At 45.3% G+C, this 16,360-nt stretch carries 11 protein-coding genes; 6 read left to right on the top strand and 5 right to left on the bottom strand.

The annotated features are described in order from the left end of the window. The first annotated feature begins 107 nt into the window (after positions 1-107). On the top strand, positions 108-1,805 hold the full coding sequence (locus WH96_RS19765) for an ABC transporter permease (protein ID WP_047765972.1): 1,698 nt from the start codon (positions 108-110) through the stop codon (positions 1,803-1,805). 121 nt (positions 1,806-1,926) lie between these two features. On the opposite strand, the gene WH96_RS19760 is transcribed toward WH96_RS19765, so the two are convergent. Together WH96_RS19760 and WH96_RS19755 are read right to left on the bottom strand one after the other, a co-directional pair. After that, positions 1,927-2,952, bottom strand: coding sequence for a Fe(3+) ABC transporter substrate-binding protein (locus WH96_RS19760; protein WP_047765971.1), 1,026 nt, complete (start codon positions 2,950-2,952; stop codon positions 1,927-1,929). A gap of 273 nt (positions 2,953-3,225) precedes the next feature. Beyond that, positions 3,226-3,861, bottom strand: coding sequence for a histidine phosphotransferase family protein (locus WH96_RS19755; RefSeq protein WP_047765970.1), 636 nt, complete (start codon positions 3,859-3,861; stop codon positions 3,226-3,228). Between the two features lie 412 nt (positions 3,862-4,273). Here WH96_RS19755 and WH96_RS19750 point away from each other — a divergent pair, with 412 nt between their 5' ends. The 3 genes from WH96_RS19750 to WH96_RS19740 all read left to right on the top strand — a co-directional run bounded on the left by WH96_RS19750 (position 4,274) and on the right by WH96_RS19740 (position 9,617). Further along, on the top strand, positions 4,274-6,004 hold the full coding sequence (locus tag WH96_RS19750) for an NADH-ubiquinone oxidoreductase-F iron-sulfur binding region domain-containing protein (RefSeq protein WP_047765969.1): 1,731 nt from the start codon (positions 4,274-4,276) through the stop codon (positions 6,002-6,004). Continuing rightward, positions 6,004-8,784 (top strand): formate dehydrogenase subunit alpha, encoded by a 2,781-nt coding sequence (gene fdhF, locus WH96_RS19745; RefSeq protein WP_047765968.1) that lies wholly within the window; start codon positions 6,004-6,006, stop codon positions 8,782-8,784. Before WH96_RS19750 ends, fdhF begins: the two co-directional genes overlap by 1 nt. Positions 8,785-9,023: 239 nt before the next feature. Beyond that, positions 9,024-9,617, top strand: coding sequence for a cytochrome P460 family protein (locus tag WH96_RS19740; RefSeq protein WP_053006162.1), 594 nt, complete (start codon positions 9,024-9,026; stop codon positions 9,615-9,617). Between the two features lie 78 nt (positions 9,618-9,695). Here WH96_RS19740 and WH96_RS19735 read toward each other — a convergent pair whose 3' ends face one another. Next, positions 9,696-11,297 carry a PAS domain-containing sensor histidine kinase gene (locus tag WH96_RS19735; RefSeq protein WP_053006161.1) on the bottom strand — a complete coding sequence of 534 codons (1,602 nt, stop codon included), beginning with the start codon at positions 11,295-11,297 and terminating at the stop codon, positions 9,696-9,698. A gap of 348 nt (positions 11,298-11,645) precedes the next feature. Further along, positions 11,646-13,103, bottom strand: a complete 1,458-nt coding sequence (locus WH96_RS19730) for a catalase (protein ID WP_047765967.1) — start codon at positions 13,101-13,103, stop codon at positions 11,646-11,648. Positions 13,104-13,305: 202 nt separating this feature from the next. Between WH96_RS19730 and WH96_RS19725 the strand changes: the two genes are divergently transcribed. After that, positions 13,306-14,274, top strand: coding sequence for a hydrogen peroxide-inducible genes activator (locus tag WH96_RS19725; protein ID WP_082130608.1), 969 nt, complete (start codon positions 13,306-13,308; stop codon positions 14,272-14,274). Between the two features lie 54 nt (positions 14,275-14,328). After that, positions 14,329-15,750, top strand: coding sequence for an amidase (locus WH96_RS19720; protein ID WP_047765966.1), 1,422 nt, complete (start codon positions 14,329-14,331; stop codon positions 15,748-15,750). A gap of 5 nt (positions 15,751-15,755) precedes the next feature. Here the strand turns inward: WH96_RS19720 and WH96_RS21625 are convergent. Further along, a partial coding sequence (locus WH96_RS21625; protein ID WP_156176872.1) for a calcium-binding protein occupies positions 15,756-16,360 on the bottom strand: 605 nt, incomplete at its 5' end.

Below are 16,360 nucleotides of genomic sequence, written 5' to 3'. Positions count from 1 at the left end.
TTTATAACAAAACCTTTATAAACCCTAGTCGCCAAGCGCTTGCCATGCTAGCAGATGGGAGTCGTAAAAAAAATTACGCCGATGATTAGTTTGACGGATTCGAGATTATGGCTCAAAGCCCGATAGCGGCTGAATCGAAAGCTTCAGCCCTTCGCTTTAAAAATAAATTCAGATTCATGACCTGGTTCGCCCTGTTTATTGCAGCGCTCTTTACCATGCCAATTTTAAACGTCGTCGGGTCTGCATTAACAACAGAAAGTGATATTTGGGACCATCTGGTCGAGACTGTTCTCACAGATTATCTTATAAATACTTTTCTTTTGGCAATTGGTGTTGCTGTTCTTGTTTCCATCATTGGTACAGGCACTGCATGGCTCGTCACCATGTGTCGTTTTCCCGGTCATAAAATATTTGAATGGGCGCTGATACTCCCTCTAGCTGTTCCGGCCTACGTAATGGCCTATACTTACACCGATTTTTTACAGGTGAGCGGTCCCCTTCAGGGTTTGATCCGAGACATTTTTGATGTCCAGTTCCGTGAATACTGGTTTCCGGAAATACGATCTTTGCCCGGCGCAATTCTTATGCTGTCGCTCGTTTTATACCCTTATGTCTATATGCTTTCGCGAGCAGCATTTCTTGAGCAATCTATTTGCGCACTGGAAGTCAGCCGTACACTTGGCTGTGGCCCGTGGGGTAGCTTCTTCCGTGTTGCTCTCCCTCTTGCACGACCAGCGATTATCGCAGGGACCTCTCTGGCTTTAATGGAAACGCTCGCAGACTTTGGAACCGTTTCGTTCTTTGGTGTTCAGACCTTTACGACAGGCATCATGAACGCCTGGACAAATATGGGTGATTTACCTGCTGCACGCCAGCTTGCCACCTACCTACTGGTTTTTATCCTAACCGTTTTCATTCTGGAGAAAGTCAGTAGAGGTAACGCCCGTTACCACCATTCAACTAATCGTTATCAAAATCTTCCGGGGTACCAGCTAAAAGGTTTTGGAAATTTTTGGGCCGTCATGGCCTGTATAACGCCCTTATTTTTTGGATTTATCCTTCCTGCTCTCTTACTACTGGATATGTCTATCACTTTGGGGGATCAACAGTTCGGGACTAAATTTATCAAACTGGCATTCAATAGCTTCACAATTGCCCTGGTAACTGCGGTCGTTGCAGTTTCTATCGCTATTTTACTGGCCTATACCAACCGAATGCAGCCTAATATTTTATCAAAGGCTGCATCACGTATTGCCTCTATGGGCTATGCGGTCCCCGGAACCGTTGTTGCCATAGGAACACTTTTCCCACTTGCGGTGCTTGATAATACGATTGACGCCTGGATGCGTGATACCTTTGACATTTCCACAGGCCTCTTATTAACCGGTTCAATCACGGCTCTTGTCTTCGCTTACCTTGTCCGTTTCCTTGCTGTTTCTCTTAATGCTGTCGAGACCGGGCTAGGGAAAATACGCCCCAGCATGGAAGATGCATCGCGTACATTAGGGCACGGTCCTTTTAAAACACTGAAACACGTTCATGTCCCAATAATGAGTGGAAGTATTTTAACCGCAGGCTTAGTGGTTTTTGTTGATGTTATGAAAGAGCTTCCCGCCACACTCGTCATGCGCCCGTTTAACTTTGATACTCTGGCAACACAGGCTTACAATCTCGCGTCTGACGAACGCTTATCAGAATCGTCCACCGCGTCCTTAACAATTGTTCTTGTTGGTATTCTTCCGTTGATACTTTTAACCCGGGCAATATCAAAAAGCCGAGCAGGATCTTCAGCTCAGGAAATGTAAGTTCACTATAGAATTAGTCAAATTTATCTAGAGTATTGAAATAAAGAAAAAGCCCTGTAGCTTTCCATAGCTACAGGGCTTTTAAATTTCTCAGAGCTTTTAAATAAAAAAACTCCAGATTTTATTTCCAACCAACGCGGTCAAAAATCTTCTGAGCGGTCACCTGATTTTTGCCGTAAACAGAAACGTTTACAGTATCAACCTTGAAATCACCCAAACCTTTAACAGCAGAATTAGGCGCAACACCTGAAACAACAGGGAACTCATTGTTACCATCAGCAAAATAGCTCTGTGCCTGCTCACTTGTCAGATACTCAAGAAACTTCACCGCTGCTTCTTTGTTCGGAGCAGACTTCACAACACCAGCACCGGAAATATTTACATGCGTGCCGCGATCAGCTTGGTTCGGAAACACATAACCAAGTTTATCAGCAAGACCTTTATCTTGATCTTTTGGCTTTGTCATCAAACGTACAAAGTAATAAGAGTTTGCAACAGCAATCTCACACTCACCAGAACCAATACCCCGCAGTTGGTTTGTATCGCCCTTCACAGGCTGGCGTGCAAAGTTGGCAACAACATCAGATGCCCATTTTTCAGCAGCTTCTTCACCTTTTTCTTCTACGATAGACGCAAGCAAAGACTGGTTGTAGATGTTAGAGCTTTTCCGAATACAAACTTTACCCTTCCACTTTGGATCGGCAAGATCTTCGTAACTTGTGATTTCCCCGTCTTTGATTTTCGCTTTATCAAAAAAGATCATCCGGGCACGTGTTGAGAGACCATACCATTTCTGATCAGGGTGACGCAGATTTTCAGGAATGTTTGCATCCAATTTGTCTGAAGAAACAGACTGGAAGATATCTTTTTGTTCAGCACGCCACAAATTGCCGGCATCAACAGTAATAAGAACGTCCGCAGGGCTGTTAGCACCTTCACTTTTAATACGTTCAATAAGCGCAGCACCTTTACCTTCGATCAGGTTGATTTTGATTCCTGTTTCTTTTGTGAAATCATCATAAAGCGCATCATCTGTCTGATAGTGACGAGATGTATATACGTTGACGACATCTTCAGCATAAGTTGCTGTACTACCGATCGCAGCAGCAGTGAGCATTGCAGTTGTTGCTAACCAAGCAGCCTTCATTACGACTGTCTCCTATTTTCATCGCACCAGATTATCTATGGGCGATATGAGAACTAAGTGAGAGGAATCTCTCTGTGAAACCGGTAGGAATATTGCAAATCACTCGCAACTGATCAACAAAAATAATGAGAATAATTCGCATTCTCCAACGTAATTTACTCATAAAAAAACAGCTTCCTCGAAAGAAAGCTGTTTTCCAGAAGTGTCGGATCACTAAATATTTGAAGTACCGAAGCATATTTCCTGTGTGATATAAAACCCTTGCACCATTATTTAGAACGATACAATAAGCTGAACATGTCCTTCGACAGAATTATTGATCAATAGGTCCGTGCCACTTTGACGCGCCAGAAAACGAGTAAAATATGCGTGAACATTACGCGGAGTTAATTCTTGGGTATCAACATCATCCGTTAAAGCTTCCATAACCTCTTCACGAATCGATATCTGCTCACCAGTAACTGTCACAGCGACAAAAGTTCCAGTATCAGCATTCCCACTCAGTGCCGTAATAACCCCACCCCTTGGCAGCATTTCCACCCCCAATGCAACCAAATTGAGAAGGACCTTGCCACCATTATCCGGCAAACCTTCGGGGGCTGTAAGATCAGGCCATTTAAAATCAACTTTGGTGTGGGAAAGATAATTAACCGCCAACTGGTTCAAGGTCGCATAATCACTGCCCATACGGCTCCCCGCCAATCCATAAGCAAGTCTGTAAAACTGTAGGGTTGCTGCAGCTTGAGATGCTGATGCTGATGCCAGTTTCAACGCATCATCGGCCATACCAAAGGAATCATCTTCCATAAGTTCGAGGCCATTATTAACCGCCCCGACAGGTCCAACAAGATCATGGCAAAGGCGCGAAGAAAGGAGCTCAAGAACGCGGAAATCAATTGTACTATTCATTGTTTACAAAAATCTCTTTTAACGATTCAGCTATGTATAAAACGACCCCGAAAGATCTTGTGTGTTGCATATAAAATAACCGCAGGCAGTTAACCATAGATAAACAGAATTAATAAAGCTGTTAGCTGTGATTGCTACAGCATTAACCTATTTCACCTTTCCAGGTGCCATCTTCATAAGCAAACCCTATCAAAGCATAGGACTTTGCGAATGTCCGATTACTACCCTTCCTTGGTAAAGAGCTATAAAATGTAACAGAAAGCTTCGGGAATACGACAGAATCGTAGCACGTTCATACGCTACAAGACATCGTTACCTAGTGAGTGGTTGCCTAAAAAGCAGAATTTGACCGGGACAAACCGGAACAGCATGCCCCAAAACGAGGGCAGATTGTCGTGGAGAAGCATGAATAATGTCAGATAGCAGCGTCTTGGATGCCCCCTCTAAGAAGGACAGTCCCCCAGTTAAGCGCCAAATTCACCCAGGATCCGGTCGCCGAAAGCCACCTGTTTTTTCCAAGGGTCGCCAACTAGAAATAGAAGCTCACGAAGAGATCGTAACTCTTCTGGGTAACAAGTCACGTCAAAGAGATCTCTTGATTGAGCATCTGCATCTTATTCAGGACAAATACGGCAGTCTCTCAGCTGGTCATTTACAGGCCTTGGCTGATGAAATGAAACTTCCCATGGCGGAAGTTTACGAAGTTGCATCCTTTTACGCCCACTTTGATATTGTTCTCGATGGCGAAGAAGCACCTGCAGAAATAACTGTCCGCGTTTGCGAAAGCCTGAGCTGCGAAATGGCTGGCGCGAAAGATCTATTAAAAAACCTTCCCGATTCGGTTGCCAAAAACGTTCGAGTTGTCCCGGCCCCTTGTATGGGACGCTGCGATTGCGCACCTATTGCAGAAGTTGGTCATAATCACGTTGTTAATGCGACAATTGAAAACATCGCAGCAGCAACAAAAAACAAAGATATTCATCCCGCAGCTGTCGATTACAGAGACTATGAAGCCTATGTTGCGGATGGCGGCTATAAAGTGCTGCGTGAATGCTACGAAGGCAAATATGATCGTGATGAGATTGTTGAACTCCTCAAAAACACTGGCCTAAGAGGGTTGGGTGGTGCTGGTTTCCCAACTGGCCTAAAATGGAGCATCATCCGTCAGCAACCAAAACCTCGTTTAATGGCCATTAATGGTGATGAAGGCGAACCCGGAACCTTCAAGGATCGCCACTATCTGGAAACGGATCCACACCGTTTCTTGGAAGGTATGTTGATTGGCGCGTGGGTCGGCGAAGTAGAAGCTAGCTACATCTATATACGTGATGAATATCCCGCTGTTATCAAACTGCTGAAAAAAGAAATCGAATGCGTTTACGCAGAAGGTCTCAATAATGGTGTTAAGATTGATCTTCGCCGTGGCGCAGGTGCTTACATCTGCGGAGAAGAATCAGCGATGATTGAATCCATCGAAGGGAAGAAAGGTTACCCACGTCACAAACCTCCTTTCCCATCACAAGTTGGCTTGTTCGGTCTACCGACACTTACAAACAATGTAGAAACAGTCTACTGGGTGCGTGATCTCATAGAAAAAGGTCCCGACTGGTTCACAAGTCACGGCAGAAATGGCCGTAAAGGCTTGCGATCTTTCTCTGTCTCCGGACGTGTAAAAAATCCGGGCGTCAAATTTGCGCCGGCTGGCATTACGATCAAAGAGCTTATCGCAGAATATTGTGATGGCATGGCCGATGGGCACGAATTTAAAGCCTATCTCCCCGGCGGCGCCTCTGGCGGAATTCTACCCGCAAGCCTTGGCGACGTTCCTCTCGATTTTGATACATTGCATGAACACGGCTGCTTTATCGGCTCTGCTGCAGTGATCGTACTTTCCGATCAGGATAATATGCGTGACGTTGCCATGAACCTGATGCGTTTCTTCGAAGATGAAAGTTGTGGACAGTGCACACCATGTCGTACAGGAACAGAAAAAGCTGTTAACCTTATGGAACAAGACACATGGGATCAGGATCTTTTGAAAGAGCTTTCAACTGTTATGATGGATGCTTCTATTTGCGGCTTGGGTCAGGCAGCACCTAATCCTTTACTCACAGTGATGAAACATTTTCCGGAGGAACTGTAATGTCTGTTACTGCAAACACAACACCAGTCAGTTTTACACTTAACGGAAATGAAGTCACAGCACAGCCAGGTGAATCCATCTGGCAGGTTGCTGATCGTCTGGGCACAGAAATTCCTCACCTTTGCTACCAACCGGAACCAGGCTACAATGCTGACGGAAATTGCCGCGCCTGTATGGTCGAAATCGAAGGTGAACGTACTCTTGCAGCATCCTGTATACGCCAACCAGCAGAAGGCATGGTTGTCAACACAGCGACTGAGCGAGCAAAAAAAGCACGAGAAATGGTGTTTGAATTACTCGTCGCGGATCAGCCAGCACGTGAAGAAGCCCATGAGCCAAATTCAAAATTCTGGAACTGGGCATCAGATATCGGCGTTACATCCAGTCGCTTCCCTGCACATGAAAGAGTCGTTGCCGACTTAAGCCACACAGCAATCGCCGTAAATCTGGACGCTTGCATTAACTGCAATCTTTGTGTTCGTGCCTGTCGTGAAGTACAGGTAAACGATGTTATCGGTATGGCTTTCCGCGGGTCAAAGTCCAGCGTCGTTTTTGACTTCAATGCTGACATGGGTGACAGTACCTGTGTGGCTTGTGGTGAATGTGTTCAGGCCTGCCCGACAGGTGCCCTGATGGAAAGCTCTCTTCTGAACGACGCGGGTGTCAGAGAAGATTACGCAGATGAAATCGTAAACTCTGTTTGTCCTTTCTGTGGTGTTGGTTGCCAAACCGAAGTACATGTCAAAGATGATAAAATTATCAAGATTGACGGCGCAGAGGGCCCGGCGAACGAAAAACGCCTTTGTGTGAAGGGCCGATTTGGATTTGATTATATCCACAATCCAAATCGCCTGACCAAACCGCTTGTCCGTAGAGACGACGCTCCACGTGGTTGGGATATTGGTGTTCCCGATAATGATTTTTCTACCTACTTCCGCGAAGCAACATGGGAAGAAGCGCTTGAGCGTGCTGCATCAGGTCTGAACAAGATACGTGATGAAAAAGGCCCTAAAGCGCTCGCGGGTTTTGGCTCAGCCAAAGGGTCAAACGAAGAAGCCTATCTGTTCCAGAAACTGGTTCGGACAGGTTTTGGCAGCAACAATGTCGATCACTGTACACGTCTTTGCCACGCATCATCTGTTGCAGCACTGATGGAAGGCGTGGGTTCTGGTGCTGTGTCAGCTCCTTTCACCTCTGTTGCTGATGCAGAATGTATCATCATCATTGGTTGCCGTCCCGGCTGGAACCATCCGGTTGCAGCGACCTACATCAAACAGGCGGCAAAAGATCCAAACAAACATCTGATTGTTATGGATCCCCGCGGACAGAACCTTGTGCGCTATGCAGATAATCATTTGCAGTTCAAGCCAGGTCGTGATGTCGCCATGCTAAACGCGATGATTTATACAATCATCGAAGAAAGGCTTTATGATCTTCAATATGTTCAAGCCAACACCGAAGGTTTTGAAGAGCTGAAAGAAAACATCAAGGATTTCGCACCTGAAGATATGGCCGAAATCTGCGGTATTGATGCCCAAACTCTGCGTGAAACTGCCCGTCTCTATGCGACATCCGAAGCATCCCTAATCCTTTGGGGAATGGGTGTATCCCAGCACGCACACGGCACAGACAATGTCCGTTGCCTAATCGCGATGTCCTTGATTACAGGCCAGATTGGTCGACCGGGAACAGGTCTGCACCCGTTACGTGGTCAAAACAACGTACAAGGAGCATCTGACGCAGGCCTTATTCCAATGCTCTATCCAGACTATCAATCCGTCGAAAACGAAGAAATTCGTAGTCGTATGGAAGATTTCTGGGGCATGGAACTCGACAGGAAAAAAGGCCTGACAGTTGTTGAGATCATGGACGCGATCCATGATGGGAACATTACCGGTATGTTCATTCAGGGTGAAAACCCTGCAATGTCCGATCCAGATCAGCAACATGCACGTGAAGCTCTATCTATGCTGGATCATTTGGTGGTTCAGGATATCTTTATGACAGAAACAGCATGGCATGCTGATGTCATCTTGCCATCCTCTGCCCATGCCGAGAAAGATGGAACTTTTACCAATACAAACCGTCAGGTTCAGATGGGACGTGCTGCTGTATCCCCGCCAGGTGATGCCCGACAGGACTGGGAGCTCATTCAGGAACTTGCAAAGCGTATGGGTCTTGACTGGAGTTACACACATCCCCGGGATGTTTTCAATGAAATGGCACAGGTTATGCCATCACTGAATAACATCACCTGGGAAAGATTGTCCCGTGAGAATGTGGTTACCTATCCTTGTGCAAGCGAAGATGGTCCGGGCACAGAGATTCTCTTTGCTCAAGGCTTCCCGACAGCATCGGGACGGGGCAAACTTGTTTCCACAGCTCTCATCGATCCAGCAGAGCTGCCGGACAAAGAATTTCCGCTTGTTCTGACAACAGGACGCCTTTTGGAGCATTGGCATACAGGTGCCATGACTCGTCGTTCGGAAGTTCTGGATAATCTAGAGCCGGAAGCTGTTGTTTTCATCAACCGTTTGGACATGAAAAAACTTGATCTGGATGCTGGTGACTGGGTGTCCGTCTCGACAAGACGCGGCACTGTGAGCTTGAAAGTTCGTCAGGATCGCGAGGTTCCCGAAGGTATGATATTCATGCCATTCTGCTTCTCTGAAGCCGCGGCTAACATGTTGACAAACCCGCAGCTTGATCCATTCGGGAAAATTCCTGAATTCAAGTACAGCGCGGCAAAAATTGAACCTCTTGCTGTTGCTGCAGAATAGTCCTGTTACAGAAAATACAGCACAATACATTGTTAAGTAACACGATCTTAAGGGCCGCATCTATGCGGCCCTTTTTATTACTGGGTGCATTCCCCTTAAACGCTTGATCTCACTTGATCGTGAAGAGGCTTTACTCCCTTTTTTTCACTCGAATGCTATCTAGAAAGGAGAACAAAAACTCATCGAAACGCGGGTAAGGCGGTAATTCGATGTCAGTCAGGATAATTGGAGATACCCAAATGAAGATTACATTCAGCTCATCTGTGAAAAGATTCCTCCTCTCAACATTGTTTGTGCCAACACTATTTATGGTACCCGCAACTGTGAACGCTGAAGACATTACCCCTGAAAAAGCTCACGAACACTATGAAACACTTTCTCCAAAAATGAGAGCTGGTTACGCCAAGTCCGAACACCCGGTAGCAACTGAGTATTTCAACTGGACGCGCTATACGACAGCTCCGGGAAAATCGAGCACCCACGGAGGAAGACTGGTCCATAACTACGCGAATGATTTAGCCAAGGCTTATGGTCAATATGAAGAAATGGGCAAACTTCCAGTAGGTGCAATCGTTGCTAAAGACAGCTTCAAAGTTGGTAAAAAAGGATTAAAGCCAGGGCCTCTATTCTTGATGGAAAAAATGGATGCCGGGTTTGCACCTGAAAACGGTGACTGGAAATATACTCTTGTGACCCCAAGCGGAAAAATTTTTGGCGAAACAAATGGTCATAACTCCAAGAAAGTGAAGTTCTGTGCTGATTGCCACAATGCAGTCGGTGAAGATCAAGACTACATGTTTTTCCCTGAAGAAGACTACCGAGTTATAAATTAGTAGTCTGTAAAGCTCATCAACTATCAAGGCTGAGTGGTGGGCACTCAGCCTTTTTCTTTTGTGTGTTTGCGGAAAATATTAAGCTGTTAGCTTTCGAACAGAAGTCTTTGACTGTAATCCGGTGAGTGCCGTTTCTTTTGTAACCACCCGATCTACAGGGAAAGTTAGAACCACTGACGTTCCGTGCCCAACTTCACTTTCAATAGATAGGTCCCCACCATGCAGATGCATAAGGGATCTGGCCAAGGACAACCCCAGCCCGGTACCTTCTATGGTTTTTGTATAGCTGGCTTCACACTGTTCAAATGGTTTGATAACACGGTCTATATCATCTTTGGCGATGCCAATTCCGGTGTCAGATATAACAATGGCAATACCATTATTTCCATCAACACGGCGCACCTCTGCCTTGATTGCTCCGCCATCTGGGGTGAATTTCACCGCATTGGTTGCCAGATTGATAATAACCTGTTTCACCAAACGTTCATCCGCAAAAAGATATGGCAAATCTTCGCTAAGGTTTGCATCAAGGGTAATATTTTTTACTTTAGCCTGACGTTTTACAAAACGATAGGCAGACAAAATTGACTGGCGCACACACACCATTGTCTCATTTAACTGGATCTCACCAGCTTCAACACGCGACAAATCAAGAATATCATTCACGATTGTCAAAAGATGCCTTCCACTATCCAGTATATCCCCGATGTATTCGCGATATTTTGGATGGGCAATTGGGCCTAGGTGCTCTTCGGTGATAAATTCCGAAAATCCTATAATTGCATTTAACGGAGTTCTGAGTTCATGACTCATATTCGCCAAAAACGATGATTTCATCTGGCTTGCAATTTCAGCCATCTCTTTCGCTTCGCGTAGCTGGTTTTGAACTTTAATACGCTCGGAAACATCCCGGACAACTGCGGCAAAGGTTTGTTGCTCTCCTTCGCCAATCTTCATGATCGTTGCTTCTGCCGGAAAAACTTCACCATTTTCACGTAAACCGGAAATAGCACCTCTTGTTCCCATGCCGCGCGTATCAATAGCCCCGGCATCAAAATCCCTCATGTAAGTATGATGTTCGCCACGGTGTTCTTCAGGTATTAAAGTATCCAGATGTTTGCCCAGAATATCATCGGTACGATAACCAAACGTATCTTCTGCGCCTTTGTTAAAGAGCGTCAAGTAGCCAGTTTGATCGGTTGCAATAATTGCATCGCCAACCCCGGCAACAATGCTTCCCATCAACTGTTGCGAAGATTCCAGTTCCCGACTTATCGAAACCCGCGCACTGATATCCCGCACCAGAAAAGTAAACTGCCGCTGAGTGGACGTTTCTGTTACAAAAGATCTCAGCTGAACATCAACTTCATCCCCGGCTCTCGACTTAATAAGTCCTGGAAGAACAATCTCAACCTCGGGCAAAGTATCTTTATCACAAACTTTCAAAAGCTTGTTCTGATCATCTTCACTCACTGTAAAGACGTCAAAAATTGACTGGGAATAAAGATCATCTAAACTATACCCGAAGTTTCTGTTAACGGCTGGGTTCGTGTATAGAATTTGCCCCTTCATATCGGTGACAAGAACAGCCTCGAAGCTATTTTCGAGTAATATATTGCTCACATTACTTCGTGCTTCCGAAGTAAGAGCATGCTCATTACGACAATGCTCGCTGGTCATACACACAGCCCATTTCAACTTGAATTACCGGGCTTCTATGTTCTCAAACCAATACTAAAGCGCCGTCTCTGTCATCAGAAAGCAAATAGAACATAAAAGATCAATTTAATTTTGACCATTAACCATATTATTTCTGTAATATTTTCAAAAAAAGAATATTTACCCAAACATCAGCATCAATAAGATGAATTTAAGCAAAATATATACACGCCTAAGTTACTTTATTTTTTATATTCAGTTACCTTAAATACCGTTGTAATCACTTCGACATAACTAACCAGTTATTCAAATACAAAAAAGGGAAGGCCCGGCGCGACCTTCCCTTTCGTACTGCCTTTGAATAATTTCTTATTCTGCGGCAGCTATCTCTTCAACATTCAAGCCTAATGCTTTGGCAACACCAGCACCATAGGCAGGGTCTGCCTTGTAACAATTCCGAATATGACGATGCTGAATTTCCAATTTTGCACCACCAACAGCCCTTGCTGTGTTTTCGAACAGAGTTTGTTGCTGCTCAGTCGTCATTAATTGGAATAATGCACGCGGTTGAGAATAATAATCGTCATCCTCTCTATGGTTCCAGTGATCTGCCGCCCCTTCGATTGACAAAGGTGGTTCAGCAAAATCAGGCTGCTCGTTCCATTCATCCTTCGTATTAGGTTCATAACCAATCCGACTACCACCATTACCATCAACACGCATTGCACCATCGCGATGATAAGAATGGAACGGGCAACGAGGTGCGTTAACCGGGATCTGGCTGTGATTAACACCTAGGCGATAACGCTGAGTATCACCGTACGAGAACAAGCGTCCCTGAAGCATTTTGTCTGGCGAGAAGCTGATACCGGGAACGACATTCCCCGGGTTAAAAGCAGATTGCTCAACTTCAGCAAAATAATTTTCAGGATTGCGGTTAAGTTCAAATTCACCAACTTCGATCAGAGGATAATCTGCCTTTGGCCATACCTTGGTCAAATCAAATGGATTAACATGATAAGACCCGGCTTCTTTTTCAGGCATTACCTGAACAAAGAGTGTCCATTTCGGGAAATCGCCATTTTCAATTGAATCGAATAGGTCTTTCTGATGGCTTTCGCGATCTTGACCAACCAACTCAGAAGCTTCCTGATCTGTAAGGTTTTTAATGCCTTGTTGGGTTTTAAAGTGGAATTTCACCCAGTAACGTTCGTTATCCGCGCTGATAAAGCTAAAGGTGTGACTACCAAAACCATCCATATGGCGATAAGTCGCCGGGATGCCCCGGTCACTCATCACAATTGTCACCTGATGAAGCGCTTCAGGTAAGCTTGTCCAGAAATCCCAGTTATTATCAGCACTGCGCATGTTTGTTTTTGGATCTCGTTTTACGGCATGGTTGAGATCCGGGAACTTCATAGGGTCCCGAAGAAAAAATACAGGAGTGTTATTTCCGACAAGATCCCAATTTCCTTCTTCTGTATAAAACTTCATTGCAACACCGCGAATATCTCGCTCTGCATCAGCAGCACCACGTTCACCCGCAACTGTGGAAAAGCGAAGGAACATGTCAGTTTTCTTGCCAATCCCGGAAAAAATCTTGGCCTTGGTATATTTTGTAATGTCGTGCGTAACTGTGAATGTACCGTAAGCAGCAGATCCCTTGGCATGCATACGTCTTTCTGGAATGACCTCTCTGTCAAAGTGGGCCATTTTCTCCAAAAACCAAACATCTTGTAATAGAGCAGGACCACGTGGACCTGCAGTCTGGATATTCTGGTTATCTACAACGGGAGCACCGAATGCGGTTGTAAGTTTATTCTTCATGCTGCTTACCTTCTCTCCTTGACCCAGCCTTAAATAAAGCTGGCAATTGATTAAATCGACTTCATCCGGCCTGTTGTGAAGTTTGAAATTATTTTTGCTTATGTTGTCTGAATTGCGCCGGCCGATGAATAAACAATACGCCCTTGATTTAAATCGATCCAACAAGTTATTATGATCACAATAATTGGAAAAATCGATTAATATGCATATACCTACTTTAAAACAGTTAAAATATTTGGTTGAGCTGGAACGCCATGGTCATTTTGGACGGGCAGCAGATGCATGTTTTGTCACACAATCAACGCTGAGTGCCGGAATTCAAGAACTAGAGAATCTACTTGGTTGCAAACTTGTTGAACGCACCAAACGCCGAGTTTTATTCACGGAACTTGGTAACGATATTGTTCTCCGTGCAATCGAACTCTTACGAGGTGCCGAAGATATCGCAACGATGGCGCGGCACAGCACAGAAACACTTAGCGGAGATCTTAAACTGGGTGCGATACCAACAATAGCACCTTACCTTTTGCCACAAACGCTTCCTCGCTTAAGAAAAGAATATAAAGATCTCAAGCTCTATCTGGTTGAAGATGAAACATCCCGCCTCATTGATCGATTACGAGCAGGTACCATTGATGCTGCCTTGATGGCTTTCCCCTATAATGAACCAGGTCTGGAATGGGTAGAACTAGCCGAAGATCCCTTCCTTCTTGCACACCCAATTGACCATCCAATTGCCACCATGGATGTAACACAACGTAATCATCTGCTACAAAGCCAAGCCTTACAAAGTCAACTCATCCTTCTCGAAGAAGGCCACTGTTTACGCGATCATGCTTTGGCTGTCTGCCATATGACAAAACTAAAACCGGGGCAGTCATTACAGGCATCAAGTCTTCTTACGCTTGTTCATATGGTCGCAAACGGATTGGGGGTAACACTTTTACCCGCACTTTCCTGCCAATCATCACTACTCTCGGGGACCAATGTTACTCTAACGCCTCTGGAAGGAAACTCTGGCCACAGAAAGCTTGGTTTGGCATGGCGAAAAAGCTCGGTCAGAAAAAAGGATCTAAAACTACTCGCCGATCAACTAGCTCAGACAGCCCAAAAGCAAATCAATTCATTTCTATCTAAGATGCTCTCGACCAGAGAAGACGGATTAGTATAAGCTACAGTTTCTCAAACTGGTTTTCTCCTTTGTCTTTAATTTTCGAGCTCCAAAATGTCTGCTAACAGCACAAATGAACTCATCAATGCCACCGCCTGTGAAATCAGAGATCGCCTTGTTCAAAAAGATATAAAACCAACGGAACTGCTTGATGCTCTTGAAGATCGCATTCAAGCGGTAGACGGTCCGGTTAACGCCCTACCGACACTTTGCTTTGAGCGCGCACGCGATTTTGCAAAACATCTAGAGACCAAACCAATTGAAGAACGCGGGCTATTGGCTGGTATCCCTGTACCCGTTAAAGATTTAACCGCCGTAAAGGGGGTACGAACAACGTCTGGCAGCCCGATTTTTGCAGATCGTATCCCGGACTGGTCTGATGTTCTGGTTGAAACAATGGAAACGAATGGTGCCATTGTTTATGCCAAATCGAATACACCGGAATTTGGCGCCGGAGCACATACGTTCAATCCTGTTCTCGGCATCACAAGAAACCCATGGGATTTATCTAAATCAGCAGCCGGGTCTTCCGGTGGAGCTGCCGCAGCCCTTGCCACAGGATGTGCTTGGCTCGCCCATGGTTCTGATATGGGTGGATCGCTTCGTAATCCGGCAAGTTTTTGCGGGGTCGTTGGTTTACGTCCTTCGATGCACCGATTATCAGATGGGCCAGGAACTTCGCCGTTCCAAACTCTATCAATGCAGGGGCCAATGGCTCGAAATGTAGCAGATACCGCTTTATTATTGGATGCAATGGTTGGTTTTGAGAATATAAATCCACTGGCTCAGCCAAGTCCGGAAACCAATTTCCTATCAACCGCTAACAAAAAAACAAAACCAATAAAAGTCGCATATAGTCCCGACCTCGGCGTTAGTCCGGTTGATCCAGAGATTGCAGAAATATGCAAAAACGCGGCACTACAATTTGAAACCGCAGAGGTCATTGTTGAAGAGGTGACACCTAATCTTATTGACGCCCCTGAGGTCTTTAAGCGGTTGCGCGGTTTGGATTTTGTTGTTGGTCTTGGTCCTCTTTTAGATCAACACCCTGACAAGCTAAAAGAAGACATTATCTGGAACATTGAATACGGGCGCTCATTGAGTGCAGAAGATATCGCGTGGGCCGAACGTAAAAGAGGCGAAATTTACTACTCGATACAAACTTTTTTTAATGAATTTGATCTACTGATTTGCCCTACAACCATTGTCCCACCTTTTCCCGTAGAACAAAGATATGTGAGCGAGTGTGCTGGCCAAAAACTGGACACCTACATCGACTGGCTGGCTATTGTATCAACGATCACCCTAACCGCGTCACCGGCAATTTCAATTCCTTGCGGCCTGACAAAAACCGGGTTACCTGTCGGGTTACAACTCGTCGGTAAACCACAAGGTGAAGGACCTTTGCTTTCAGCAGCAAACTTACTGGAAGAAATACTCCCCAAAATACAAACGCCTATAAACCCAAGGAAGTAATCTGTTTACACCACATCAAATGCGATAGAAATACCATGATCATCAAGATCTTTTAGTGAATCCAGAGTATTTCCAGCCGTTCCCAAACCTCTCAGGGTGATGCTGTCTCCGTTACCAAAAGTAATATCAACATTTCGGCCCGCACCGCCATCATTAACCGATATGTCACCAAGATTATCTAAAACGGCCAATGGATTAGCTGGATTCCCCAAATCACTAATAATATCAGCTAGAACCAGTGTATCTCCGGCCTCGAAATCCATTATCGTATCCCGACCATCAGAAGCGCTGTTCCCTGAACTATCTTGAGAAATAGAGAACACAAACTTATCATTGCCGGCACCGCCACGAAGAACATCGTTGCCACTATCGCCGATTAATATATCTGCGCCATCTCCGCCTGCCAGAACATCATTTCCGGAACCACCAATAATAAGATCGTTTTCATCAGAACCGGTAATGCGGTCGTGCCCAGCACCACCGTCGATACGATCAACGTTGGTCAGCGTTGTGTTACTAAGATCAATCGTATTGTTGCCAGAGGTGCCAGAGAGAACATTGATACCTGTCCCTAGATCGATCTCTTCGATGGAATCACCTGTCGTCAGGT

Origin of the sequence: Kiloniella spongiae (genome assembly GCF_001026905.1) — a bacterium.
Taxonomy (GTDB): domain Bacteria; phylum Pseudomonadota; class Alphaproteobacteria; order Kiloniellales; family Kiloniellaceae; genus Kiloniella; species Kiloniella spongiae.
This window is presented reverse-complemented; position numbering and strand designations above follow the sequence as displayed.

Coding starts and splice junctions, on each gene's coding strand:
- fdhF (WP_047765968.1), top strand. CDS start 6,004: ATGTCTGTTACTGCAAACACAACACCAGTCAGTTTTACACTTAACGGA.
- WH96_RS19740 (WP_053006162.1), top strand. CDS start 9,024: ATGAAGATTACATTCAGCTCATCTGTGAAAAGATTCCTCCTCTCAACA.
- WH96_RS19730 (WP_047765967.1), bottom strand. CDS start 13,103: ATGAAGAATAAACTTACAACCGCATTCGGTGCTCCCGTTGTAGATAAC.
- WH96_RS19750 (WP_047765969.1), top strand. CDS start 4,274: ATGTCAGATAGCAGCGTCTTGGATGCCCCCTCTAAGAAGGACAGTCCC.
- WH96_RS19755 (WP_047765970.1), bottom strand. CDS start 3,861: ATGAATAGTACAATTGATTTCCGCGTTCTTGAGCTCCTTTCTTCGCGC.
- WH96_RS19760 (WP_047765971.1), bottom strand. CDS start 2,952: ATGAAGGCTGCTTGGTTAGCAACAACTGCAATGCTCACTGCTGCTGCG.
- WH96_RS19765 (WP_047765972.1), top strand. CDS start 108: ATGGCTCAAAGCCCGATAGCGGCTGAATCGAAAGCTTCAGCCCTTCGC.
- WH96_RS19725 (WP_082130608.1), top strand. CDS start 13,306: ATGCATATACCTACTTTAAAACAGTTAAAATATTTGGTTGAGCTGGAA.
- WH96_RS19735 (WP_053006161.1), bottom strand. CDS start 11,297: ATGACCAGCGAGCATTGTCGTAATGAGCATGCTCTTACTTCGGAAGCA.
- WH96_RS19720 (WP_047765966.1), top strand. CDS start 14,329: ATGTCTGCTAACAGCACAAATGAACTCATCAATGCCACCGCCTGTGAA.